General features: G+C 55.9%; 21 protein-coding genes. 12 read left to right on the top strand and 9 right to left on the bottom strand.

Annotation, left to right across the window (positions count from 1 at the left end; translation table 11 throughout):
* Window positions 1–4 precede the first annotated feature (4 nt).
* From ABID47_RS09810 to ABID47_RS09800, 3 genes are all read left to right on the top strand, one after another.
* Window positions 5–1492 (top strand): UxaA family hydrolase, encoded by a 1488-nt coding sequence (locus tag ABID47_RS09810; protein ID WP_354496261.1) that lies wholly within the window; start codon window positions 5–7, stop codon window positions 1490–1492.
* A 52-nt stretch (window positions 1493–1544) separates the two neighbouring features.
* Window positions 1545–2966 (top strand): glucuronate isomerase, encoded by a 1422-nt coding sequence (gene uxaC / locus ABID47_RS09805; RefSeq protein ID WP_354496259.1) that lies wholly within the window; start codon window positions 1545–1547, stop codon window positions 2964–2966.
* Window positions 2967–3062: 96 nt separating this feature from the next.
* Window positions 3063–3773 carry a rhamnogalacturonan acetylesterase gene (locus ABID47_RS09800; RefSeq protein ID WP_354496257.1) on the top strand — a complete coding sequence of 237 codons (711 nt, stop codon included), beginning with the start codon at window positions 3063–3065 and terminating at the stop codon, window positions 3771–3773.
* 208 nt (window positions 3774–3981) lie between these two features.
* Here the strand turns inward: ABID47_RS09800 and ABID47_RS09795 are convergent, their stop codons facing one another.
* The 4 genes from ABID47_RS09795 to sigZ all read right to left on the bottom strand — a co-directional run bounded on the left by ABID47_RS09795 (window position 3982) and on the right by sigZ (window position 8952).
* A complete protein-coding gene (locus ABID47_RS09795; RefSeq protein WP_354496255.1) occupies window positions 3982–5190 on the bottom strand; it encodes an MFS transporter in 1209 nt (402 codons plus the stop codon).
* 84 nt (window positions 5191–5274) lie between these two features.
* A complete protein-coding gene (locus ABID47_RS09790) occupies window positions 5275–5886 on the bottom strand; it encodes a TetR/AcrR family transcriptional regulator (protein WP_354496253.1) in 612 nt (203 codons plus the stop codon).
* A gap of 182 nt (window positions 5887–6068) precedes the next feature.
* Window positions 6069–8054, bottom strand: a complete 1986-nt coding sequence (locus ABID47_RS09785; RefSeq protein ID WP_354496251.1) for a copper amine oxidase N-terminal domain-containing protein — start codon at window positions 8052–8054, stop codon at window positions 6069–6071.
* Window positions 8055–8214: 160 nt separating this feature from the next.
* Window positions 8215–8952: an RNA polymerase sigma factor SigZ gene (gene sigZ / locus ABID47_RS09780; protein ID WP_354496249.1), complete on the bottom strand. Its 738-nt coding sequence runs from the start codon at window positions 8950–8952 to the stop codon at window positions 8215–8217.
* A 368-nt stretch (window positions 8953–9320) separates the two neighbouring features.
* Here sigZ and ABID47_RS09775 point away from each other — a divergent pair, with 368 nt between their 5' ends.
* Window positions 9321–10340, top strand: coding sequence for an aldo/keto reductase (locus ABID47_RS09775; RefSeq protein WP_354496247.1), 1020 nt, complete (start codon window positions 9321–9323; stop codon window positions 10338–10340).
* Window positions 10341–10492: 152 nt separating this feature from the next.
* Here ABID47_RS09775 and ABID47_RS09770 read toward each other — a convergent pair whose 3' ends face one another.
* The 3 genes from ABID47_RS09770 to ABID47_RS09760 form a co-directional block, all read right to left on the bottom strand.
* Window positions 10493–11257: a class I SAM-dependent methyltransferase gene (locus ABID47_RS09770; RefSeq protein ID WP_354496245.1), complete on the bottom strand. Its 765-nt coding sequence runs from the start codon at window positions 11255–11257 to the stop codon at window positions 10493–10495.
* 348 nt (window positions 11258–11605) lie between these two features.
* Window positions 11606–12829: an amidohydrolase gene (locus ABID47_RS09765; protein ID WP_354496243.1), complete on the bottom strand. Its 1224-nt coding sequence runs from the start codon at window positions 12827–12829 to the stop codon at window positions 11606–11608.
* A 105-nt stretch (window positions 12830–12934) separates the two neighbouring features.
* On the bottom strand, window positions 12935–14158 hold the full coding sequence (locus tag ABID47_RS09760) for an amidohydrolase (protein WP_354496241.1): 1224 nt from the start codon (window positions 14156–14158) through the stop codon (window positions 12935–12937).
* Between the two features lie 161 nt (window positions 14159–14319).
* Here ABID47_RS09760 and ABID47_RS09755 point away from each other — a divergent pair, with 161 nt between their 5' ends.
* On the top strand, window positions 14320–15210 hold the full coding sequence (locus ABID47_RS09755) for a LysR family transcriptional regulator (protein WP_354496239.1): 891 nt from the start codon (window positions 14320–14322) through the stop codon (window positions 15208–15210).
* A gap of 135 nt (window positions 15211–15345) precedes the next feature.
* Here the strand turns inward: ABID47_RS09755 and ABID47_RS09750 are convergent, their stop codons facing one another.
* The gene (locus tag ABID47_RS09750; RefSeq protein ID WP_354496237.1) at window positions 15346–15975 is read right to left on the bottom strand and encodes a nitroreductase family protein; all 630 of its coding nucleotides are present in this window, start codon (window positions 15973–15975) and stop codon (window positions 15346–15348) included.
* A gap of 109 nt (window positions 15976–16084) precedes the next feature.
* Window positions 16085–16684, bottom strand: a complete 600-nt coding sequence (locus tag ABID47_RS09745) for a phospholipase D-like domain-containing protein (protein WP_354496235.1) — start codon at window positions 16682–16684, stop codon at window positions 16085–16087.
* Window positions 16685–16840: 156 nt separating this feature from the next.
* On the opposite strand from ABID47_RS09745, the gene ABID47_RS09740 reads away from it, so the two are divergent.
* From ABID47_RS09740 to ABID47_RS09710, 7 genes are all read left to right on the top strand, one after another.
* Entirely contained in the window at window positions 16841–17026 is a 186-nt protein-coding gene (locus ABID47_RS09740; RefSeq protein ID WP_435530601.1) for a hypothetical protein, read from the top strand.
* 220 nt (window positions 17027–17246) lie between these two features.
* The gene (locus tag ABID47_RS09735; RefSeq protein WP_076170354.1) at window positions 17247–17594 is read left to right on the top strand and encodes a Na-translocating system protein MpsC family protein; all 348 of its coding nucleotides are present in this window, start codon (window positions 17247–17249) and stop codon (window positions 17592–17594) included.
* 364 nt (window positions 17595–17958) lie between these two features.
* A complete protein-coding gene (locus tag ABID47_RS09730; protein WP_354497278.1) occupies window positions 17959–19002 on the top strand; it encodes an ABC transporter substrate-binding protein in 1044 nt (347 codons plus the stop codon).
* A gap of 133 nt (window positions 19003–19135) precedes the next feature.
* Window positions 19136–20080, top strand: a complete 945-nt coding sequence (locus tag ABID47_RS09725) for a nucleoside hydrolase (RefSeq protein ID WP_354496233.1) — start codon at window positions 19136–19138, stop codon at window positions 20078–20080.
* 15 nt (window positions 20081–20095) lie between these two features.
* The gene (locus ABID47_RS09720; RefSeq protein ID WP_076170355.1) at window positions 20096–20917 is read left to right on the top strand and encodes an ABC transporter permease; all 822 of its coding nucleotides are present in this window, start codon (window positions 20096–20098) and stop codon (window positions 20915–20917) included.
* Window positions 20918–20921: 4 nt separating this feature from the next.
* Window positions 20922–21710, top strand: coding sequence for an ABC transporter permease (locus tag ABID47_RS09715; protein WP_116232370.1), 789 nt, complete (start codon window positions 20922–20924; stop codon window positions 21708–21710).
* 16 nt (window positions 21711–21726) lie between these two features.
* Window positions 21727–22782: an ABC transporter ATP-binding protein gene (locus tag ABID47_RS09710; RefSeq protein ID WP_145947083.1), complete on the top strand. Its 1056-nt coding sequence runs from the start codon at window positions 21727–21729 to the stop codon at window positions 22780–22782.
* Window positions 22783–22800 lie beyond the last annotated feature (18 nt).

Below are 22800 nucleotides of genomic sequence, written 5' to 3'. Positions count from 1 at the left end.
TGACATGAAATCATTGATGAAACTGAACCCGCGGGACAGCGTCGCCGTTGCCCTCCGGCCGATTCAGGCCGGGGAACCGCTGGAAATAGACGGTGCGAAGCTCGAGGCACTCCAGGAGATCCCGCAGGGCCACAAAATCGCCCTGACGGCGATTCGCCCGGGTGACATGGTGATCAAATACGGGTATCCGATCGGCCATGCGGTTTCCGCGATCGCTCCTGGCGATTGGGTGCATACGCATAATCTCCGGACCAACCTGGACGGTGAGGAAGAATACGAATACCAGCCGGACCTTCACCCGATTTCCTACCCGAACCGGGGCCTCACCTTTCAAGGATACCGGCGGGCCAATGGCAAGGCTGGGATCCGCAACGACCTGTACATCGTTCCGACCGTCGGCTGCGTGAACGGTGTGGCCGAGCTGATCCTGCAGGAATTCAAGGCCGTCCACCCGGACCTCGGTCCCTTTGACAATGTCACGATCCTGAAGCATCCGTACGGCTGCTCGCAGTTGGGCGACGACCACCGCCAGACCCGCAGCATCCTGCTGGACGCGGTCCATCATCCCAATGCCGGCGGCGTGCTCGTGTTTGGTCTCGGGTGCGAGAACAACATCGTCACCGAGTTCCGTGAACTGCTCGGAGACTACGACGAGTCCCGCGTCAAATTCCTCGTGGCACAGGAGGTCGGCGACGAGGTCGAAGCCGGCATGGCCCTGCTCGAAGAGCTGTATGAAGCCGCAAGCCTCGACAAGCGCGAGCCGATCCCGCTCAGCGAGCTGAACGTCGGCCTCAAATGCGGCGGCTCCGACGGCTTCTCCGGCATTACGGCCAACCCGCTGCTCGGCGCCTTCTCCGATTTCCTTATCTCGCAGGGCGGATCCACGATCCTGACCGAGGTGCCTGAGATGTTCGGCGCCGAGCGGATGCTGATGGCCCGCGCCGAAAGCCGCGAGGTCTTCGAGAGCATCACCTCGCTGATCAACGACTTCAAGCAGTATTTCATGTCCTACGGGGAGCCGGTGTACGAGAATCCGTCCCCAGGCAATAAGGCCGGCGGCATCAGCACGCTGGAGGACAAATCGCTCGGCTGTACGCAGAAGGCCGGCACCGCCCCGGTTGTCGACGTGCTGCAGTACGGCGAGAAGCTTCGCAAGAAGGGACTCAGCCTGCTGCAGGCGCCGGGCAACGATCTGGTCGCGTCCTCCGCTCTCGCCGCAGCGGACTGCCAACTCGTGCTGTTCACGACCGGACGGGGCACGCCGTTTGGCAGCTTCGTCCCGACCGTCAAAATCGCCACCAACCATGACCTGTACAACAAGAAAAAGCACTGGATGGATTTTAACGCCGGCTCGCTGCTGGACCGTCCGATGGAGGAAGTGCTGGAGGAATTTATCGCTTACCTGATCCAGGTGGCGAGCGGCCAACCAACGCGGAACGAGCAAAACGACGTACGGGAGCTGGCCATTTTTAAAACCGGGGTTACCCTGTGATGTCACTGGACGATTAAATCCATTTCGATTGTATCCAAAGGAGCTGTGGACCATGTTCTTGAACGACGATTTTCTGCTGACGACCGATACCGCCCGCAAGCTGTTTCATCAGCATGCCAAAGACATGCCGATCATCGATTATCACTGTCACCTCGACCCCAAGGAAATCTATGACAACCAGAACTTCCGCAACCTGACCGAAGCCTGGCTCGCCGGGGACCACTACAAATGGCGGCTGATGCGGGCGAACGGCATCCCGGAATCCCATATAACTGGCGACGCTTCCGATTACGACAAGTTTCTAGCATGGGCCCGGACCGTCCCGAAAACGGTAGGCAATCCGCTGTACAGCTGGACCCATCTGGAGCTGCGCCGCTTCTTCGGCATTACCGAGCTCCTGAACGAAGAATCCGCCCCGCGGATTTGGGAACAGGTGAACGCCAAACTGGCGACGGACGATTTCAGGCGGCGGAACATCATCAAAAATTCGGGCGTCAAGGTCGTCTGCACGACCGATGATCCGGCCGATTCGCTGGAATACCACCAGCTGCTGAAAAAAGAGGACACCAGCTTCCGCGTGTTCCCGGCCTTCCGCCCCGATAAGGCGCTGAACATCGACGCTCCCGGTTTTACCGATTGGCTGGAGCGCCTTGCGCAAGCCGCAGGCCAGCAGGTCACGACGTATGCCGAACTGCTGGATGCTCTGAAGCAGCGGATCGACTTTTTCCATGAGAAGGACTGCCGCCTCTCGGACCATGCGATCGATGTGCTGCGCTATCAGGAGGGCAGCGCGGAAGAGCTGGAGCGCATTTTTGCGAAAAGGGTGGCCGGCGAGACGCTCTCCCTGGAGGAAATCACCGTTTACCGCACGGAGCTGCTGAGCGCGCTGATCGGACTGTACCATAGCAAAAACTGGACGATGCAGCTGCATATCCATGCCTTCCGCAACAACAATACGCCGATGTTCAAGCGTCTGGGGCCTGACACCGGGTATGACGCCCTGAACGACCTGCCGCTGGCCGGCCCGCTGTCCCGGCTGCTCGACCGTGCCGAATGCGGCCAGGGCCTGCCGAAGACGATTCTGTATTCGCTCAACCCGAACGACTATCCCGTCCTGCTGACCCTGATGGGCTGTTATCAAAAGGATACGGCCGGCAAATTCCAGCTCGGTTCCGGATGGTGGTACAACGACACGCGCAGCGGCATGCGTCATCAGCTCACCCTGCTCGCCGACAACAGCCTGCTGGCCAACTTCGTCGGCATGCTGACCGACTCCCGCAGCTTCCTTTCCTATACCCGGCACGAATACTTCCGCCGCGTGCTGTGCGAGCTGATCGGCGAGTGGGCCGAGCGCGGGGAAGCGCCTGACGATGAGGCGCTGCTCGGACAAATCGTGGAAGATATCGCCTACGGCAACGCGGAGCGATATTTCGGCTTCAAGGAGCTCGGCATACCCGAGGCGCTGCGCTCCTAAGCATGAGCGTGAGGCATTGCTGAGCGATAACCACCTCAAGCCATGCCGCCAGACCACTTTTTGGTTTCTGGTAAAAGAAAGGGAGGACTCCGTTCTATGACCATGACGCTGTATATCGTCGGCGATTCCACGGCCGCCCTGAAGGGCGCCATCGAGAAACCCATGACCGGCTGGGGCGAATACCTCCAGCAGCACCTGGATCCGGCGATCCGGGTAGATAACCGGGCGATCAACGGGCGCAGCACCCGCTCTTTTATCGCCGAGGGCCGCTGGGCCGCCGTGGAGAACGAGCTTCAGCCCGGCGACTACGTGTTCATCCAGTTCGGCCACAACGATCAGAAGCAGGAAGATCCTTCACGCTTCGCGGATCCTGCTCCCGGCGGGGAATACCGCGCCAATCTGAAGCGGTTTATCGAATCGGCCCGCTCGCGCGGCGCCATCCCCGTGCTGCTGACTTCCGTCAGCCGCCGCCGGTTCACGGCGGAGGGACTGCCGGATCCCGACGCTGTCGGCCCTTACCCCGAGGCGATGCGCGAAACCGCGCGGGAGGCCGGTGTGCCTCTGCTCGACCTGTTCGCAGCTTCCCAGCAGCTGTATCACCGGATGGGCCAGGAGGAGTCGAAGCATCTGTTTATGCATCTGCCCGCCGGGTCCCATCCCAATTATCCCGATGGGATCGCCGACGACACGCACTTCTCGGACCGGGGCGCCCGGGAAATCGCTGGACTCGCGGCGGAAGCGATCCGGCAGTGCGAAGCGCTGCCCGGACTGCACCCGCTGCTGCGCAACCTTGCCCCGACAAGCTGATGCGGCGAGTGGCTGCCTGCTCATGGATGGCCGTTGTCTGCCCGCAAGCTTAGAGACTTTGCGGATTCACAGGGACCATGGCCATGACTTGCGGCTTTATTCCGCTAATAGACGCAAAAAAAAATCCTCCGGGCCCCATAGGGCTCGGAGGATTTTTCATCATAATATTCCGGTGTTTATTTATTTATCATTCTAACCTGTTTCTGAATTAACGCACCGATCTGGACTCCAGCTCATACTGCGTTTCCCGGGACTTGAAGGACAGCAGGAATCCGAACACCAGCACGATGCTCGCGAGAATGTACGGATAATTCACATTCATGTCAAACAGCGCCCCCGCAATGATCGGGCCGATAATGTTGCCAAGGCTCGTAAACGCGGAGTTCAGCCCCGCCACATAACCCTGCTCCTCGTTGGCAAACTTGGACATCTGCGTCCCGATGGCCGGGCGCAAAATATCCATCGCCAGAAACAGAACGAAGGTCACCGCGACCATAAGCCAGAACGTATGCACAAGCAGTGTGAAAATAATAAAGAGGATCGATACGAAAATGCTGAGCGTGATGACTCTTTTCTCTCCGAACCGGTTCAGGATCCAGCCGAAGATGGTTATCTGCACCACCGCCCCGCAGACCGAGCCGAACGTAATGATAAAGGCGATATCCTTAGGCGTAAAGCCGAATTTATGATCGACAAACAGCCCAAACACCGTCTCGAAATTGGCGAGTCCGAACGAAGCGACAAACACGACGATCAGACTGATAAAATAAGGGGCCCGGTAGGCACCTGCCAGCTGGCGCAGCAATCCGGCCGGTGCCATCTTGCTATCCGATCCGTCGCTGGTCTGCGCGGCTTTCGGCACCTCCCGCAGGAAGAACGCGGTAACCGCCATGGCCAGCAGCCCGCCGACCGCGGCAGCGTAGAAAGGAACCCGAATGCCATATTCGGCAAGATAGCCGCCGATGCCGGGTCCGATGATAAAACCGGTCGTAATGGCAGCGTTGATGAAGCCCATCCCTTTCCCGCGCTCTTCCTCACTGGTGACGTCAGCGGTATAGGCCATGACGGCTGGCATAACCAAAGCCGCACTCACCCCGCCCAGCATTCTCGCCAGGAACAGAAATGGCAGCGTGCTGGAGGCACCGAACAACCATTCCGACACGGCGAACAGCAGCAGTCCGGCCAGGATGACCTTTTTGCGGCCGATAGAGTCCGACAGCCTTCCGGCGATCGGAGAAAAGACGAGCTGCGTAATGGAAAAGGCCGCGACCAGCAGGCCCAGCACGCTTCCGTTAATATGCAGCAGATTCATATAACTCGGCATAATTGGAATGATAAGTCCGATGCCCGTAAAAATAATGAAGTTGTTTAGCATGAGGAGCAGAATGGCTCCCCGGTTTCTAACTAGCAGCGACATAAAAAAGCCTCCGTAAGCAAATTCAGCATGTATACTGAACGTTCGTTATGTATTATGGCGTGAGATAACGAAGACCATTCTCCGCTATCGTTCTTTTGCTTGCTTATCCGTCGCCACTCCGTTCAAAAAAACAGTGACGGCATCCCGGTACAGCAGGGTCGTCTTCTCAGGGTTTAATCTGCGCGACAGCTGATTGGCGCCGAGCAAGATCGCCTCCAGCACGGCCGCGAGCCGCTCCGCATCGCCCGGCATGAATTCGCCGCGGTCGATTCCTTCCTGCAGCAGGTTCTGATTAAACGCCAAATGCTTGACCTTCATCTCGGCCATACGGGATTCCACTTCGGATGTCTTTTCTTCGTTATGAAAAAATTCATCGGCTGCCTTCGTGAGCGGATGGTTCAAGTCGTCAGCCGCCAACTGCTCCGCCACGGCATACAGCTTCTCGGTAGTGGTCTTATACAAGTGCTCGTTTTGCTTCCAGTTCAGTTCCCATTCGCGGTCCCATTCTTCGAGCAGGTGAAGGAACAAGCCTTCCTTGCTCTTGAAGTGATAGTAGATGTTGCCTTTGCTGCTCCCGGTCGCGGCCACGATATCTTCGATCGAGGTCGCTTTATAACCCTTTTGAACAAACAGCGCATGTGCGGCATCTGCAATTTTTCTCTTCGTCTGTTCGCTTTGCATCTGCTTCTGGTTCATCACGCTCACTCCAATACATATATATACCGAACGTTCAGTCAGTATTGTAGCACGGCATTTTTCCCATGGCAAGCCGCAGTTTATTTTTCCTGTGACACGATCTAAAAAAACCGGTCACCGGGTATACCCGGCGCCGGTATATGTAAATGGACTGGCGGCTCAAATGATTGCTGTTCCAGCCGTTACATGATGATTAATGAAACCTTGCCATCAATGAAAGAGACAACATCGTAATTGGACCAGCCCCAGGTCTCGATCTTCGTTCCGTTCACGGACTGGATATCTTTAGCGGCAGGATTTCCCCATGACAGCAGCACCTGCTCCTTGGTCATGCCAAGCGTTACATTGCCCGCCTTAATCTGGCTCCAGACGGAAGATGACCATTTATACTTTGTATAGGGATCATATTTCAAAAAGTACGTCGAGTCGGCAAACAACTGCGTCACTTCCGACGTATTCATGGCGTAGCTCTTCAGCGTTTTTCCAGCAGCCGATTTGAAAACGACGACAAAGCTTCCGGTGTCTGTGGGAAGAACATCCGTCACCGTGACTTTGGAGAACCGTTCCCAGCCATCAAAGTCGTTCACCCAATACGTTTTCCCGATGAATTTGGCCAGACTGCCCTGCATTGCTTTCTTGATCAAGCCCGCAGTGTCTTGGGAGACGATCGTCATCTTGCCCTGACCGATTGCAACTTCGGCCTGCCGCCATTTGGCATCCCAGGTGACCTTGGCCCCCAGCGTATCGGCAAGCAGGGAGGCAGGGATGTACGTTTCGCCTTTGTCGATGATTGGCGATGCTTTTAATGTCAGATTACTGCCGTTAAATTGGGCTGCCTGACTGCCGGCCTTAAATGACAGCTTCGCATCCCCGAGAGCAGCGTTCCAATTTCCGCCCGATACCTCAGCCGTACCTCCCAGCGCCTTGAACACCGTTTTGGCCGGAAGATATACGGTTCCCTTGACCTGTTTGGCATATTTCAACGGATCGCGGAGGCTGACCGTCACCGTCACGCTGGAGGAGACGCTGCCAGAAGTCACCGTCAGCTTCGTCTCGCCTACGCCGGCCGCTTTCAGCTTGCCGTCAGGCTGCACTTTCAGCAGGTAAGGCTTGTCCATCTCAAGCTGCGCTTCCTTCAGAGGCACCTTCAGCTTGGCCCCGTTGGTATACGTCTCTTGAATATCGACCTGTACCGTATCGCCAACATACGGCTTCTTATCGGAGACGGACATGGACACCGCCTTAACGGCAGGCACCTCCAACGGCTGGACCTCGCCGTCCTTGCTGATGACCCACGTCCCGTCGGCACGCTGCGCGTAAATGCCTTCGGCCAAGTCATCCTTATACGTATCTACCGCCGTCTTGACCACGTTGCTCAGCCCCTGAACCTGCGTGGTCAGCTTCCAGCGGTTGGAGTATTCTCCCGTCTGCCATACGGTTCCATCCTTGCGAGTCACGATCAGCACGTCAGTTGGTTCTGCGGAAACATAAGAAATATGTACCGCATCAGTAGCAATGGTTACCGGGATAACCCGGCCATTGTCGTCAAAGTTCGACATTTGATAGACCACGACTTCTCCACCTGTGTACAGCAGAGCGACGCGGTCATCATGCACGGCCATCGACTTGACCGATGCGGCATTGTTTACGGTTCCGACTTTTTTGTATTGATCGGTCTTGTACGGATCCTTGAACAACAGCTCTCCGCTCTGGGTCAACGCGGCAAAATCCTTCTCCCCGTAACCAATCAGCGCTATGCCGCTAAGATTCTTCAGCTTGCTGCTGTCACCGTCCCAGACGGTACCATCGGCCTGAAGCCGGTACGGCCCGGACACCTGCTTGATTCCGCTTTTCCCCTCGACCACATGCGGCTTCATGCCGATATCCCATTCAACCAACCGGCCGTCACGCGTAATGCCCAAGCCTTCGTACACGTTACCCGAAATCTCTTCGACCGAGCCTTTCGTATAGATGGTCCGGTTTCCGTCGACCATGGACCACATTGAGCCGTCACTCATCAGATACGTATTTTTGCCGGCGATGTCTTTAATCTGCAGCTGCTGAGCCCCGTCGGCAGAAGCCGTCTGATGGCCGAAAGTCGGGACGGTACCCATCATCAAGGCGCCCAGCGCAATCGTGGACAGCCTTCTTTTCCATGTTACGTTCAAGTTCATAACCCCTCTTTGTCATGTCATATTTAGGCAAATCCTTGTATGATTCGACACCATGGTAAAATATCCCTTCAAATCAAAAAACACGCCACTCATTATTGTGACGTGTTCCTTACAACGAAGGTAATAACAACATTCGCTGACCCACTCAAAACCGTTAACGCTCCGCCCGGGTCGATGCTTTTCGCCGTGCCGGCTTCTTGGCAACCCTTCCGTAGACGACCGGCTTGGGCAGATTCACGCGATAATCGATGATGTTACCGTACCTGTCGGTTCGGATCGTGCAGCAGCTGTTCATCAGCTCCCGCACCAATTCCCGGCCCCGCTGGACCCTCGATTTGGCCCCCGAATAGGAGATGCCCAGCCGTTCGCTCAGTTCCTTCTGCGACATGCCCTTTAGTTCGGAGAGCTCGACGGCCACCCGGTACTTATCGGGGAGGTAAGGGATAACGCCTTTCATCCCGCAGATCGCCTCCTGCGAGTAGTCTTCGCTGTCCTCTTCCGCAACGCTTGGCAGCTGCTCCGGAAGTTCATCCAACACTCTCTCCTTGCGGAAGTGATCTGTCACCGCATTCCGGGCAATCTGATACAGCCAGGCCCTGAGCCGATCCGGGTCCTGCAGTTCCGGCAGGTGCAGGTAAGCCTTCATGAAGACCGTCTGCACGATATCTTCGGTATAGGGGTGGCGATTCGTCCGGCGCGCGACGAAAGCGGAAATCGGCTCGTGATATTGATCCCACAGCATTTCCGGCGTGATCGCCGGCTGGCAGCCATTGGCCTTCCATCCTGCTGCATCCGTGTATCCGGCCTGGTCTTCCGTCATCACGGAATGGTTCACGGCTGTGTGTACCTGCTTCGGTTCATATCCCTTTTCCTGTGCTGGTCTATCCTGCATTATGACATCTCCTTCCCCGTAGTACACGGCTTTTTGGTATCTATCCTGCGTTTAATATAATTTTTTTTAAAAAAATTCCCGCACTTTTGCGTCTTTGATCGGGTTTCCCCGTCTCCATCAATATAACAAAAACATTCATCGACGTACATTCACAGAAGACAGACTGCCTTTAGCGGAAGTTTTTCTTGCGAGATCAAGATGGATGACCACTGAAGCTTACATTCTGATCTCTTAACAAAAACATCTATCGACGTACATTCGCAAAAGAAAGAACGCGTTTGGTGGAAGTTTTTCTTGCGAGATCAAGATGGTATGACCACTGAAGCTTACATTCTGATCTCTTAAAACAAAACCTGGAGGGATAAAAAATGAAATACAATTTGTTGGGAAATACTGGTGTGCTGGTATCGGAGATCGGGCTGGGAGCTATGACGTTTGGCGGCGGCGGACAATGGGGCGTTTTCGGCGGGCTGGGAGAGCAGGACGCTGCGCATCTTATGTGGCAGGCGCTCGACGCGGGGGTCAACTTTTTTGATACCTCCAACATTTACGCCGGCGGACGCTCAGAGGAAATTCTCGGCAAAGCGCTTGGGGCGAAGCGGCAGGACGTCATTATCGCCACCAAGGTGAGGGGGCGTACGGGCAGTGGCCCGAACGACCTCGGCTTGTCCAGACTGCATATTATGCGCCAGGTCGAGGAAAGCCTGAAACGGCTCGGCACAGACTACATCGACCTGTATCAAATCCATAACCCGGACCAGCTGACCGATTGGGAAGAAACGCTGCGGGCGCTGGACGACCTGGTCCGCAGCGGCAAAGTCCGCTACATTGGCTCTTCCAATATGACCGGCTGGGAGCTGATGAAAGCCCGGGGCATTTCCAGAGAACTTGGCCTGCATGCTTTTAAAAGCAGCCAGTCCTACTATTCGCTGGCCGGTCGTGACATCGAAAGGGAGATCATTCCCGTTCTGAAGGATCAGAACATGGGCCTGCTCGTATGGAGCCCGCTTGCCGGCGGCTTTCTGTCGGGAAAATACACCCGCACGCGCACCGGAAATACTGATGACCGGCACACCAAGTTTGCTTTTCCGCCGGTAGATTTGGAAAAGGCGTACTCCATCATCGACGTGCTGGAGGACATCGCAAAGAATCGTGAGTCCACCGTGGCCCGCATCGCCCTAGCCTGGGTGCTGAACCAGCCGGCGGTAACCAGCGTAATCGTCGGCGCCAAGCGGCCGGATCAGCTGCAGGACAATCTCGAAGCCAGCGGCATCGTGCTGACGGATGACGAGCTGGCCCGTCTGGATGAGGTGAGCCGGCTGCCGATCGAATATCCGGCGTGGCCCTTCATGGAAGAGGATGATTCAATCATCCGCAAGCATCCTTGAGGCTTGGAGCCGTATGCCATCGAGCTGGGTTTACATGAAGCGGCCCCGCGTATGATCTTGAACAACCTCTAAATATAGCAAAAAGCCGCGGAGCCCTGCAGTTAGCCAGGTACCCGCGGCATTTCGCATTTCCGGACCGGATCGATCGTGTGCTACACTTCACCCCAGTACAATTCCGTTTCGTAATCGAAGCTGACCTTCCCGTCCACCTGGGTCCGCTCAAACAGCTCTTGCAGTCCCTGCTTCATCTGCGTGTGGTTCGGCTCGCCCTCGGCCGGCACATAGGAAGACGACATGGCCCTGCCAATCAGCTCCTCCACATTAAACAGCTGACGGTTGCCAAATACCGCGGTGTGCATGCCTCCATCCCGGAAAAACGGCTGCAGCTGCGCTCCGGAAATGTTTTTGTGGGTCATTTTCTCATAATCCTTACTGTACTGCTTCAGCAGCTGCTCGTATCCCTCCAGAAAAGGCGTGCCGCTCGTGAGCCGGGAGTTCCAGATCAGGACGGCTTTACCGCCGGGCTTCAGGATCCGGTGAAACTCCGCCTGTGCGGCCGGACGGTCAAACCAATGAAACGATTGGGCGCAAACGATAAAATCGACCGCGTCCGCAGGCAACCCGGTATCTTCCGCAGCGCTGGCGTGCGAGCGGTAATTCGGCGACCCGCCGAGCTCTTGCTCCGCCGCTTCCCGCATAGCTGCATTTGGCTCCACCGCGATAACGTTGCTGCCCCGCTCCAGCAGGAGCTTGGAGAAAATGCCGGTACCCGCACCGATATCGGCAATCACCGAATCGGCCGTCATGCCGACCACGGAGTAAAGGTAATCCACCGCCTCCGCAGGATAGCTTGGACGGTACTTGACGTAGTTCTCCACCCGGTTTGAGAATCTTGCCTTGCTGTCACTGCTCATCATACTTCACGCTCCTTTAGCATCGTTAGATCATGCCTCGCATCGAACCACGGACTTGCACCCTGCTACCTTCTCGATGATATGTTTCATACAATGAAACATAGTTCCATTTAATGCTGTCTTGATTATAGAAAACCCTGCGTTTTGTTGCAAGACCTAATTTAGATAAGCGAAATCATCCCACCTGTCGGCAGATCCCTCAAGCGCCAGACCGCAAGCACAAAAAAGCCGTCCACCCTGCATCGCAGAGGCTGACGGCTTTCATGTTTGTCCCCCGGCCCGCAGAGCCCGGCTGTCTATTTGGCTTCAGTCAGTCCTGCGGCACGGCAAGGACCGGCCCGACATACTGCTTCAGTCCAGCGCTCCGGCTACGACGCTCCCCCGGAACAATGTAGCCACCCGGGGTGATTTGCGGGCGACCGCTTCGGCCGAGCACGACGCGTCGACCAGCGCAAGGCTCGCTTCGTCGCCGATCCTCGGCCAAGCCTGGCGGCCTTCGGCATCAAGCGGCGTTACTCCGCCCGTGATGTACTGCAGGCCCTGCGCGAGCGCCTGCTCGTTCACCCAGCCGGAGATTTCGGCGAGGCGGCCGGCGCGCTCGAGAATGTCGCCGGTGCCAAACGGCGACCATACGTCAAAGACGTTGTCGCAGCCAACCGACACGGATACGCCCCTGCCTTGCAGCAGGCGTACAGGCGGAAACTTGCGGTTCATCGGCACGCTCGTGATGATGCCGATCCCGGCTTCCGCCAGCATGTCTGCAGCCGCTTCGGCCTGCCCGGCGGAAATGTCGCCGAGGCAGAACGCATGGCTGACAGCGACCTTGCCCGCCAGACCGGCTTCCCGGGTGAGGCTGGCCAGACGCTTCAGCGTAAACAACCCGAGATGATCCGGGTCGTGCAGATGCAGGTCGATCCCCGCGCCTTCGGAGGCCGCAAGCTCCACCATCGTCCGCAGGGATTGTTCCACATCCCCGTCGACCGTCGCCGGATCAACCCCGCCGACGAGCGAAGCCCCGCTGCGCAGCGCTTCCCGCACCAGCTCGGCAGACTGCGAGCGCAGGAGCCCCTGCTGCGGAAAAGCGACGATTTCATACGTCAGCTTGCTATCAAATGCCTGCAGCGCCTTCTGCACCTCTTCCATTTGCTTGAGGCCGGCCTCCGGGTAAATGTCCACATGGGTCCGGACGTGAGTAACTCCGGACCGCAATGCCGTCTCCAGATACAGGGAGGCCCGCTCAGCGATGGAAACGGCATGCTCCGCATGCAGGCGCTTTTCCTCGTCCAGCCGGTCAAAAATATGCTTTGCCGGCGTAACCGGCTGCCACTTGGAACCAAGCAGCGTCTTGTCCAGATGGCAGTGCTTCTCGATAAAAGAAGGAAGTGCCAGATTCGACTTGGCGTCCAGTCGCGGCAGATCGTCCGTAATCGCCTGATTCGCCGGAACTTTATCCGCGATCTTGCCGTCCCGGATCAGGAGATGGCACAGCTCCGTTTCTGTGCCGATCACCACGCCGTTATCGGTTTGGAGTCCGCTCTCCAGGCGGACATTGGTTAGCCAAAGAGCTGATTGCATCAATATCAACATCCTTTCTATTCTATAGATTGAACTAAAAGTTTCACATTGTATTTAGTTCATTCTGTGGGGTAAAAGAAATTCAAAGAAGTCACGCCATCATGTCTATTTCATACCGAAAACGGGTTTGCCCCGATGCAGCAGAGCTTTCCTCGCTGCCCGCCTTGCCACGGCTTCCGCCGAGCAGCTGGCGTCCACAAAGACGGCGCTGGCCTCGTCCCCTGGCATCGGCCACACCCGGCGGCCCTCCCCGTTCAGCGGGGTCCGTCCGCCGGTCACAAAGCCGAGGCTGGCGCCAAGCGCCGCCTCACTGCCCCATCCGAAACGTTCGGCAAGCGTTCCGGCCTTCTCCAGGCTGTCCCCTTTGCCGAACGGGGACCAATGATCGGTGATGCTGTCATGCCCCAGCTCCACCCGAACCCCCTGCTTCGCCAGCATCGGGATCGGAATCGTCCGCCCGAGCGGTACGGACGACGTGACCGAGATGCCAAGGTCCGCCATCCGGGCGGCTACTGCAGCCGCCTCCTCCGGCGGAATGTCCGCCAGCGCCAGCGCGTGGCTGACCGTGACTCTGCCCTGCCATCCGGCCTGCTCGGTCAGATCCGCGAGGCGCTGGATCGTAAACACGCCCAGGTGGCCCGGATCGTGCAGATGCAGGTCGACCCCGGCGTCCGCCTCCACGGCGAGCTCCATCATCGTGTTCAGCGACTTCTCGATGTCGCCGTCCACGGTAGCCGGATCGACGCCGCCTGCCAGGGAAGCCCCGCTGCGCAGCGCCTCCCGCACCAGGCCGGCCGCTTGGCTTCGCAGCAGCCCGTGCTGCGGAAACGCCACGATCTCGAAGGTGGCGCGGTCCTTATAGGTCTCGGCCGCACGCAGCGTCGCTTCCAGATTGTTCAGCCCGACAACCGGATCGATGTTGCAGTGGGTGCGAAAATGCGTCGTCCCGGACGCAAGCAGCAGCTCGATAAGCCGCTCCGCCCGATGCTGCGCCGTCGGCAGCAGCTTGGGCAGCAGCTTTTCCTCCTCCTCGATCCGGGAGAAGATGCCTTTAGGCGCCGGTCCCGGTGCTTTCCATGGGCCGCCGTAATACGTTTTGTCCAAATGAATATGCATGTCCCGCATCGCCGGAAGCATCAACGCCCCGCCCATGTCCGTGTGGGGAAAGCCGTCCTCCGGCAGCACATCCGCCGGCCGGATTTCGGCGATGCTCCCCTCGGAAATGCGGATATGGTACAATGCGGTTTCCGTGCCGCTGACAGCCTCTCCTTCGTAACGCCAGCCGGTCTCCAGCCGGACATGAGTCAGCCATAATGATGAATGTTCCATCAAGCCCTTCCTCCTTTGGTCGTCCTGCGATAGCAGCGCAGACTTTCCTGCCTCATATCCCGTATGCTAACATGGGATTTGATATATGAAAAATATTTATAATATTTGAAATGCAAAGGTTTTATATATACATTGAGCAGAAATGACTGGAGGGATGACCCATGGATATCAGACAGCTGAGGTATTTTACGATCATCGTAGAGGAAAAGCAGATTTCCGCCGCAGCCCGAAGGCTGCACATGTCACAGCCTCCGCTGAGCCAGCAGTTAAAAGCACTGGAGGACGAGCTTGGATCGGCGCTTGTGGAGCGGAGCGGCAAGCATCTGGAGCTGACCGAAGCGGGCAAGGCACTGTACAGCTACGCCCTGAAGCTGCTGCAGCTGATGGACGAAGCCAAGACCGAGGTTCAGGAGATCGGCAGCGGCTTTAAAGGGGTACTCCGCATCGGCATCAACACACTGTCGTCGGTGGGCCTCCCCGATACGCTGATGCGGTTCAAGGAGAACTATCCGCAGGTCACCTACAAAATCCAGCAGAACGAATCCGCCCAGCTGTGCAGCATGGTCAAGAGCAGGGTGCTTGAGCTTGCGATCATCCGTCTTCCGCTTGCGCTGGACGAGTTCTCGGTGCTTCATTTGAATACAGAGCCCTTTTATCTGATGGCATCCAGGCAGCTTATCCCACAGCCTCTTGCTCCGGAAATCCCGCTTGAGCAGATTCGAAACTACCCCCTAATCCTTCCGAGCACGGAAGGACTCGGCGTCCACTACACCGTCCTGATGGCCTGCGCGAAGCACCGTTTTGAGCCCAGGATCATCGCCGAATGCTCGGACATTCCCCTGCTGCTATCTTTAGTGTCGAGCGGCTTCGGGGCGGCGGTCGTCCCTGAGACGATCGTAAAGCTTCATGCCAGCCATGATGTCCAGGTTGCGAAAATCGCGGACCCGGACTTGTCATCGCCGTATGCTTTGATCTGGCTGAAGGAGCACCACCTGTCCCAGGCGGCGCGGCATTTTATTGATATGATCTCCCCGCCTGCATCCAGGGAATGACAGCGTATAAGCAAAGGATTGCAAACGAAAAAGCCCTCCCGCATACCGGAGAGGGCTTTGGCTTGACACTACTTTATGAATAATTGCATGAACTTACCGTAAAAAACGTTGGAACGGCAGCCGCTTCTTTTTTAATCAGTTAAACCCGTCGTACGTCACAAACTCCGCCACCGGCTTCCGGTAGCCGCGCGGTCTCTGTCTGCCCGTATCCTCCTTGCCGATCGTAATCAGCATGGCCGGCACATACCGGTCCGGAATGTTCAGCACCTTCCGCAGCGCTTCCGGATCAAATCCGATCATTGGGCAGGTGTCCCAGCCCCGGTCCTTGGCGATCAGCATAAACAGCATTGCGGACAAGCTGGCGTTCCGGATGGCCTCATCCCGCTTGAACGTGTCCCCTCTGCTTTCATACATGTCTGTTACGCTGCTGACCGTCTCCTCAAATTCGCGATGGTCGATAACGCCAAGGCTGAGCAACCCTTCGTTGATCGGTCCCACATTATTGTAGGCTTCAAGATCGCCCAATACGGCGATGACGGCCGAGCTCGTTAACACTTTGTACTGCTTGAATGCTGCTTCATGCACCTGTTCCTTCTTCGTTGGATCGATGACTGGAACGTAGTGAGCGTGCTGCAGGTTGAAGGCCGAGGGTGCAAATTTGACGAGGTTGAACATGTCGTCCAGCTCCTGCGGGCTGATGGTTACGCTCGGGTCGAATTTATTGGCGGATCTTCTTGCTTTGACAAGGTCTGTAAAGGACGTCATGCTGTTCGCCTCCGTATGTATAAATTTCCAACTTACTATGAAGTTATCATATCATACTAACTGTAAAAAAGTAAGTTACAATTCAAAAAATGTTCTGACCTCTGACATATCACCCGCTCCAGTCCGTGAAACGATCGGCATCGTCCCACAGATGGCTGAACGCCTGCTCAAACTTGGCGGCAACGGCCGCATCCTTGATAATCAGCACGACGTCGTCATTTTCCTGGGCAGAGGACTCCAAATAATTCATCGATCCAGCCTCCACCCGGCTTTGATCCGCAATCAGCATTTTCAGATGCATCTTCCCTTCATGCGCATTCACCTTGACCGGAACGCTGGCTTCCCGGATCCGCTTCAGCGCTTTCTTCTGTTTCCCTTTTTCTTCCGCATGCGCCCGGTCCGTAATCAGTCGTACCCGAACCCCGCGGTCCGCCGCATCGATGATGGCCGTCACAACCGGCTCGTAGCTGATGCTGTATACGGCAATATCCAGCGAGGATTTGGCCTCCTTGATGAGCTGTACGATCGCTTTCTCCGGACGTTCGCCTTCGCTCGTGAACAGGGCTTGAACGTCGGCTGCAGAGCCTTCTGTTACTGCACCGTTATGAGCAGAGCTTCCTTGCCCTTGTTGTTCATCCGACGCAGCGGAGCAGCCGGAAACGGCAGCACAGAGCAGAATGGCGGACACAGAGCTGTTGATGACTTTCATCGGATGACCTCCTTCAAAACATGGAAATTTTGATGTACAGGTAGGATAACATTCTTTTCCATCGATTCAAAATTTGCTGAGCAAGTGCGGCACGTAGCCTGATTTCATCGCTCGAAGAGCATTCTCGGGCCTTACGTTGACAAAAACGGAACCGACATGAAAAACGGCGGCGCGTCGGTCATCGACAGCGGAAACAGCGCTTGGGCCGGTCCCGGCGGACAGGACATCGAAGGCATCAGCATCATCGCACGCCACGCTTACAGCGCAGCCGAGAACGGCGCTCCCAAGCTGCTGGTCAGCGATCTGTATTGGGATTCAAGCGGCTGGCCGTATTATAATTGATCCTTTTTTAACCGTATTTTTCGTTTCGAAGCAGTCAATCAAACCTGACATGGGTTGAAAAGTTCGTGAATGGATTCAATTCAAATCATTTATGACATTAATTTATCAGCAAAAATCGACAAAACCCGAACGATGGTATTGCAAAAAACTCTTTTTTTATGTAATATAGACCTATCTGAACTCCTCATCACCAAAATAATCAACCGTTTGTAGGTGACCAATGGTTCATTTAGATTCCAACGAATTCAAGCAGAAGCTGAGTCAGGTATATAATGAAGTTTCCAAGGAGCTGTTCGGCTTTGGTACTTCTTTATTGAAGACAAGCATTCAGTCCGATGCGATTACCTTGTATGCCAGACACCGTCGGTCTCCCCGCTCCACTGTACTCGAGGGCGAGGTTCCGGCTTTGAAATACGAGGTCGATTTTTACATGTCGATGATTTATAAGAAGAAGCTGAAATCTCGACTGGAAGAGGAACTGGGACTAAACATCGAGGTTCTCCTTCGGGATTATGATCCCGCCACGCAGTGGGCAGTCACGAACATCATAATGTCACAACCGGAATGACACGGCCCTTTTCTTTTGATTTATCTTAAGGACTGGCCGAACCGTAACAAGAACGGATGCCGCTATTCTTTGTTTACATTGAAAAGCGCTCTAGTTAGAGATTTTCTTCTACCTAGAGTGCTTTTCTTTTTTTAGTTTATAGATTTAGTTATAGAATTTGTTTGATTTTTCTTGTGACATGCCAAAATGTCTATTCAAAAGGGGGATACAACAACCGTCCTGCAGGGAAAAACAATCATATACAGCAGAGAAAAAATTTCCCGGCGGCGGAAGCCCGGCATACGGCCTGCAGCAGAAAAACAAATAAAAAATAAACCATTACAGGAGTGAATCGATTGTGAAGAAACCATGGATTAAAGGACTCATGACTTGCACGCTGGCAGCGCTGGTACTTGCGGGATGCGGAAACGGAGGCGGCGAAGACAGCAGCTCCGGCGGATCGTCCGGCGGTCAGAAGAAGCTGGTCGTATCAACCTGGGGATTTGCCGAGGATTTCTACAATAAAGAAGTGTATGCCCCATTCGAAAAAGAGCACAATGTGAAAATCGTCCTGGAAACCGGCAACAACGCCGACCGCCTGAGCAAAATTTTGCAGGGCAGCTCCGACGTCGATGTCGTCTATCTGTCGGATTACTACGCACAGCAGGGCATTGAAGCGGGAGCCTTCGAAAAGATCGACCGCAGCCGGCTGAGCAATCTTGACTCGCTCTATGATATCGCCAAAGCGCCAAACGGCGAAGATTACGGTCCGGCCTACACGATTGGCCAATTGGGTATCGCTTATGACCAGAAGGCAGCCGGAACGACGATATCCTCCTGGGCTGACTTGTGGAAGCCGGAGCTGAAAGGCAAAGTAACGATGCCGAGCATTACGTCCACCAGCGGTCCGATGATGGTCGACGCCGCTTCCAAGGTAGCTGGAAGCACGGAATTCAATGAAGATAAGGCATTTGGCAAACTGGCCGAGCTCAATCCGAGCGTCGTGAAATACTACAGCCAGACGTCCGAGTTCATCAACATGTTCACGCAAGGCGAAGCCGCTGCAGGACCGATCATGCAAATGTATCTCGGCGACCTGAAGAAGGCCGACCCGAACGTTGAATTCGTAACGCCGTCGGAAGGCGCGTACGCCATCGTCAATACGCTGAACGTCGTCAAAGGAAGCAAAAACAAAGAACTGGCCGAAGACTTCATCAACTGGCAGCTTAGCCAGGAAGTTCAGGAAAAAGCGGCTAAAGCCAAGGTCGACTCTCCTGCCAACCGCAATGTCAGCCTCAGCGCAGAGGAAGCCGCTGCCGTAACGTACGGCTCCAGCGTCGTTGAGAAGCTGCAAAAGCTGGACATGGCGTTCGTCAACAAAAACCTGAAGAGCTGGACGGACCGTTTCAACCGTGAAGTGACGAAGTAACGCCAAGCCTTTTTTTGTAAATATAAGCAGCCTTACGGGGTTATGATTCAGCAGGGGCTGCCCGCCCCTGCTTTTTATTCACCGCTGCCTGGATACAAGGCAGCACATCTTTCATTTTGAAAGGGGAATCCATGTGAAGAAAGCCATCCTGGATGTCGATACCGGTATTGACGACGCGCTCGGAATTATGCTGGCCGTCCGCAGCGGCGAGCTAGACGTGCTTGGGATCTCGACGGTCAACGGCAACGTGTCGCTGGAGACTGCAACCCTGAACACATGCAAAATATTGGACTTCATCAAGGCGCCGGCGTCCATCTCGGTCTATCCCGGGGCATCCCGGCCGCTCCTGCGGGACCGTCTGTTTGAGCACCGCGTGCACGGCGAGGACGGATTGGGCGGCGCCCTCTTGGACATGCAGCCTGCCGACCGGACCGACCCGAATACGTTCGGGCCTGATTTCATCGTGGAGCAGGCCAAGCGCTATCCCGGCGAAATTACGCTCATCGCTACCGGGCCGCTCACGAATGTGGCTCTTGCCCTCGCCAAGCATCCGGGCCTGGTCCACGATATCAAGGAGCTGGTCGTCATGGGCGGTGCGGTCCGTACGCACGGCAACATTACGCCGACAGCGGAATACAACATCCATGTCGATCCGGAAGCGGCGCGCCTGGTCTTTCAGGCCGGATTCCCGTCCCTGACGCTGGTCGGACTCGACGTGACACGCAAGGCACTGCTGACCAGCGCGCACATCGATGCGCTCGGCTCCTCGGAGATCGCTGGTTACGTGCGCCAGAGCACATCCGATTACATGGAGCGCTACTATGAGCGCAACGGGGTCCGGGCCTGCGCCATGCATGACCCTTTGGCGGTCGGCGCCGCTATTTGGCCCGAGCTGGTTCGGACGGAGCGTCTATACGTCGATGTGGAGACCCGGAGCGAGCTGTGCGACGGGCAGACGGTGTGCGATTTCCAAAACCGTTTGCAGCGCCAGCCGAACCTGGACGTATGCCTTGATGCCGATTCAGACGCCTTTTTGAACCGCTTTATCGCCGTGCTGCGCGGTGGATCCTACCAATAACAGGAGATTACATTCATGAAAAAGCGATACTTGTACCTGCTGCTCGCACCCGGGCTGCTGTTTCTGACCTTGTTCATGATCGTTCCGCTGATCCTCACGGTCGGCTCGACGCTGTTCAAGGACGGGAGCTTCACGTTCGGCATCTACTTGCAATTTTTCAAGGACTCGTACTTCCTTGATATATTGGGAACGACGCTGCTCGTCAGCGTCGCGACCACCCTGCTGTGCATCCTGATCGGATTCCCTGTCGCCTACTATTTGTCCATGATGCCTCCGCGCAAAAAGGGCATTTTGCTGGCACTGGCGATTTTCCCGCTGCTCACGAGCTCGGTCGTCCGCTCCTTCAGCTGGATGATCATTCTCGGCAAAAACGGTCTGGTCAACAATGTGCTGATCAAGCTGGGCATCATTCACGATCCGCTCAGCATTCTTTATACGCCGACGGCGATGATTATCGGTCTGGTCCATCTGTTCCTTCCCCTGATTCTGATTACGCTGGTCGGGGTGCTCGAGTCCATCGACCACGATTTGGTCCGGGCGGCGCAGAGCCTGGGGGCGTCCAAGCTGACGGCTTTCCGTAAAATCGTTATCCCGCTCAGTATACCGGGATTGATCGTCGGCAGCATTCTCGTGTTCGTCGGCAGCCTGACCGCTTACACCACGCCTGCCCTGCTGGGCGGGAAAAAGCGCGTCGTCGCGACCTTCCTGTACCAGAACGCCATTACGCTGAATGACTGGCAGGCGGCTTCGGCCATTGCCACCATCATGATGATCATTACGTTCATCGTCATCGGGCTGATGAATAAAGCAGCGGCCAAATTCAATCCGAAGGGGTAGAACTATGAAGACCAAAAATCCGGGGCTCGCCCTCTTTTCCTTTATCGTTTACTTGTTCCTGCTCGGGCCGCTCCTGATCATCGCGGTGACGTCCTTCGAGCCGGGAACGGTGCTGAAATTTCCGCCGACCGGTTTTTCGCTGAAATGGTACCAGAATATTTTTGACGTGGAGATGTTCATGTCGACCTTCAAAACGTCGATCATCGTCTCACTGCTCGGCAACGTGATTGCGATTCTGCTCGGCGTTCCGGCCGCTTACGCCTTGAACCGGGTTACGTTCCGGGGCAAGGACACGCTGAATGCGGTGTTCCTGTCCCCCCTGCTCATTCCAGGGATCGTGCTGGGCTTTACGCTGCTCAAGTACGTCGTCATCACGTTCCACTTTCCGATTTATACGTCGCTCCTGATCGGCCATACGATCATTATGCTGCCGTTTATTATCCGGGTCATCGGCTCCAGCCTCGCCAACTTCGATTTCGCGGTCGAGGAAGCGGCGCTCAGCCTTGGATCCAGCCGGCTTGCGACCTTTTTCAAAGTCGTCCTGCCGAACATTAAATCCGGCATCATCGCTTCGGTGCTGCTCGCGTTCCTCGAATCGTTCAACAACGTGGATATTTCGCTGTTTATGACCGGTCCGGGCGTCAGCACGCTGCCGATCCAAATGCTGACCTACGTCGAAAACTATTTTGACCCGACCATCGCAGCCATCTCGGTCCTGCTCATGCTGATCACGGCCGTGTTCATGTTCGTCATTGAAAGGCTGCTCGGACTAACCTATTTCACCAAACAATAACGAAAGGCGTGAGACGATGGCACTACTACAACTTGAAAACGTATCGGTCGCCTATGACCAGCAGTATATTCTGAAAGACTTCAACCTTTCCATTGAGAAAGGCCACCTGATCTCCCTGCTGGGTCCCAGCGGCTGCGGCAAAACGACCACCCTTCGGCTCATCGCCGGCTTCCTCGAAGCGACGGACGGAGCCTTCAAATTCAGCGGCAAAGACTATACGCGCGTGCCGATCAATAAGCGGAATTTCGGCTTTGTTTTCCAGAGCTACGCTTTGTTCCCGCACCTGTCCGTGTTTGACAACGTCGCCTTCGGACTGCGCCAGCGCAAAGTCAAGGAAGACGAAATCAAGAAGCGGGTCATGAACATGCTGGAGATCGTCAACCTCGGCGGATTTGAAAAAAGATTCCCGCAGGCGCTCTCCGGCGGCCAGAAACAGCGCGTCGCCATCGCACGGGCCCTCGTCATTGAGCCGGATCTGCTCCTGTTTGATGAGCCGCTCTCCAATCTGGACGCCAACCTCAGGGTGAACATGCGCGTGGAAATCCGCCGCATCCAGCAGGAGCTTGGCATCACGACCGTGTACGTATCACACGACCAGGAGGAGTGCTTCTCCATTTCAGACCGGGTTGCCGTCATGAACAAAGGGATCATCGAGCAGCTGGATCAGCCGTCGGTCATTTTCCAGTATCCGAAATCCGAATTCGTCGCCCGCTTCATCGGCTTCAACAACTTCATCCATTTTGACGAGCGGGACAGCGAAGGCTCCTTCTTCTCCCTGCGCAAGGGAGACTACCATTTTCATGCCGCCAAGGCCGATGGCATGCCCGTCACGATGAAGGGCGCCATCCGCCCCGACGACCTCATTGCCGGTACGCTGCAGGAGATCAATCCCGGCGACAACGTACTGACCGGCAAGGTCAAAGTCAGCACGTATCTTGGACGCAGCTACCAATACGTCGTCGATACGCCGCTGGGCGAATTTACGGTCAACCAGGAAATGCAGCAGCCCTATGCGAACGGGCAGGAAATCCGTCTGTTGTTTCCATCGGATAAGCTCGTTCTTGTCGAATAACCATAGGGGGAACAACAT

The organism is Paenibacillus favisporus (assembly GCF_040545415.1).
Lineage (GTDB): Bacteria > Bacillota > Bacilli > Paenibacillales > Paenibacillaceae > Paenibacillus_AQ > Paenibacillus_AQ favisporus.
Note: the sequence above shows the minus strand (reverse complement) of the source record. Positions and strands in the feature narration are given on the sequence as shown.

Bases quoted from the DNA above. Each gene is read 5' to 3' on its own strand.
- uxaC (WP_354496259.1), top strand. From the start codon at position 1,545: ATGTTCTTGAACGACGATTTTCTGCTGACGACCGATACCGCCCGCAAG.
- ABID47_RS09745 (WP_354496235.1), bottom strand. From the start codon at position 16,684: ATGAAAGTCATCAACAGCTCTGTGTCCGCCATTCTGCTCTGTGCTGCC.
- ABID47_RS09800 (WP_354496257.1), top strand. From the start codon at position 3,063: ATGACCATGACGCTGTATATCGTCGGCGATTCCACGGCCGCCCTGAAG.
- ABID47_RS09790 (WP_354496253.1), bottom strand. From the start codon at position 5,886: ATGAACCAGAAGCAGATGCAAAGCGAACAGACGAAGAGAAAAATTGCA.
- ABID47_RS09810 (WP_354496261.1), top strand. From the start codon at position 5: ATGAAATCATTGATGAAACTGAACCCGCGGGACAGCGTCGCCGTTGCC.
- ABID47_RS09735 (WP_076170354.1), top strand. From the start codon at position 17,247: ATGGTTCATTTAGATTCCAACGAATTCAAGCAGAAGCTGAGTCAGGTA.
- ABID47_RS09760 (WP_354496241.1), bottom strand. From the start codon at position 14,158: ATGGAACATTCATCATTATGGCTGACTCATGTCCGGCTGGAGACCGGC.
- ABID47_RS09740 (WP_435530601.1), top strand. From the start codon at position 16,841: ATGAAAAACGGCGGCGCGTCGGTCATCGACAGCGGAAACAGCGCTTGG.
- ABID47_RS09795 (WP_354496255.1), bottom strand. From the start codon at position 5,190: ATGTCGCTGCTAGTTAGAAACCGGGGAGCCATTCTGCTCCTCATGCTA.
- ABID47_RS09765 (WP_354496243.1), bottom strand. From the start codon at position 12,829: ATGCAATCAGCTCTTTGGCTAACCAATGTCCGCCTGGAGAGCGGACTC.
- ABID47_RS09750 (WP_354496237.1), bottom strand. From the start codon at position 15,975: ATGACGTCCTTTACAGACCTTGTCAAAGCAAGAAGATCCGCCAATAAA.
- ABID47_RS09770 (WP_354496245.1), bottom strand. From the start codon at position 11,257: ATGATGAGCAGTGACAGCAAGGCAAGATTCTCAAACCGGGTGGAGAAC.
- ABID47_RS09730 (WP_354497278.1), top strand. From the start codon at position 17,959: ATGACTTGCACGCTGGCAGCGCTGGTACTTGCGGGATGCGGAAACGGA.
- ABID47_RS09710 (WP_145947083.1), top strand. From the start codon at position 21,727: ATGGCACTACTACAACTTGAAAACGTATCGGTCGCCTATGACCAGCAG.
- ABID47_RS09720 (WP_076170355.1), top strand. From the start codon at position 20,096: ATGAAAAAGCGATACTTGTACCTGCTGCTCGCACCCGGGCTGCTGTTT.
- ABID47_RS09755 (WP_354496239.1), top strand. From the start codon at position 14,320: ATGGATATCAGACAGCTGAGGTATTTTACGATCATCGTAGAGGAAAAG.
- sigZ (WP_354496249.1), bottom strand. From the start codon at position 8,952: ATGCAGGATAGACCAGCACAGGAAAAGGGATATGAACCGAAGCAGGTA.
- ABID47_RS09715 (WP_116232370.1), top strand. From the start codon at position 20,922: ATGAAGACCAAAAATCCGGGGCTCGCCCTCTTTTCCTTTATCGTTTAC.
- ABID47_RS09775 (WP_354496247.1), top strand. From the start codon at position 9,321: ATGAAATACAATTTGTTGGGAAATACTGGTGTGCTGGTATCGGAGATC.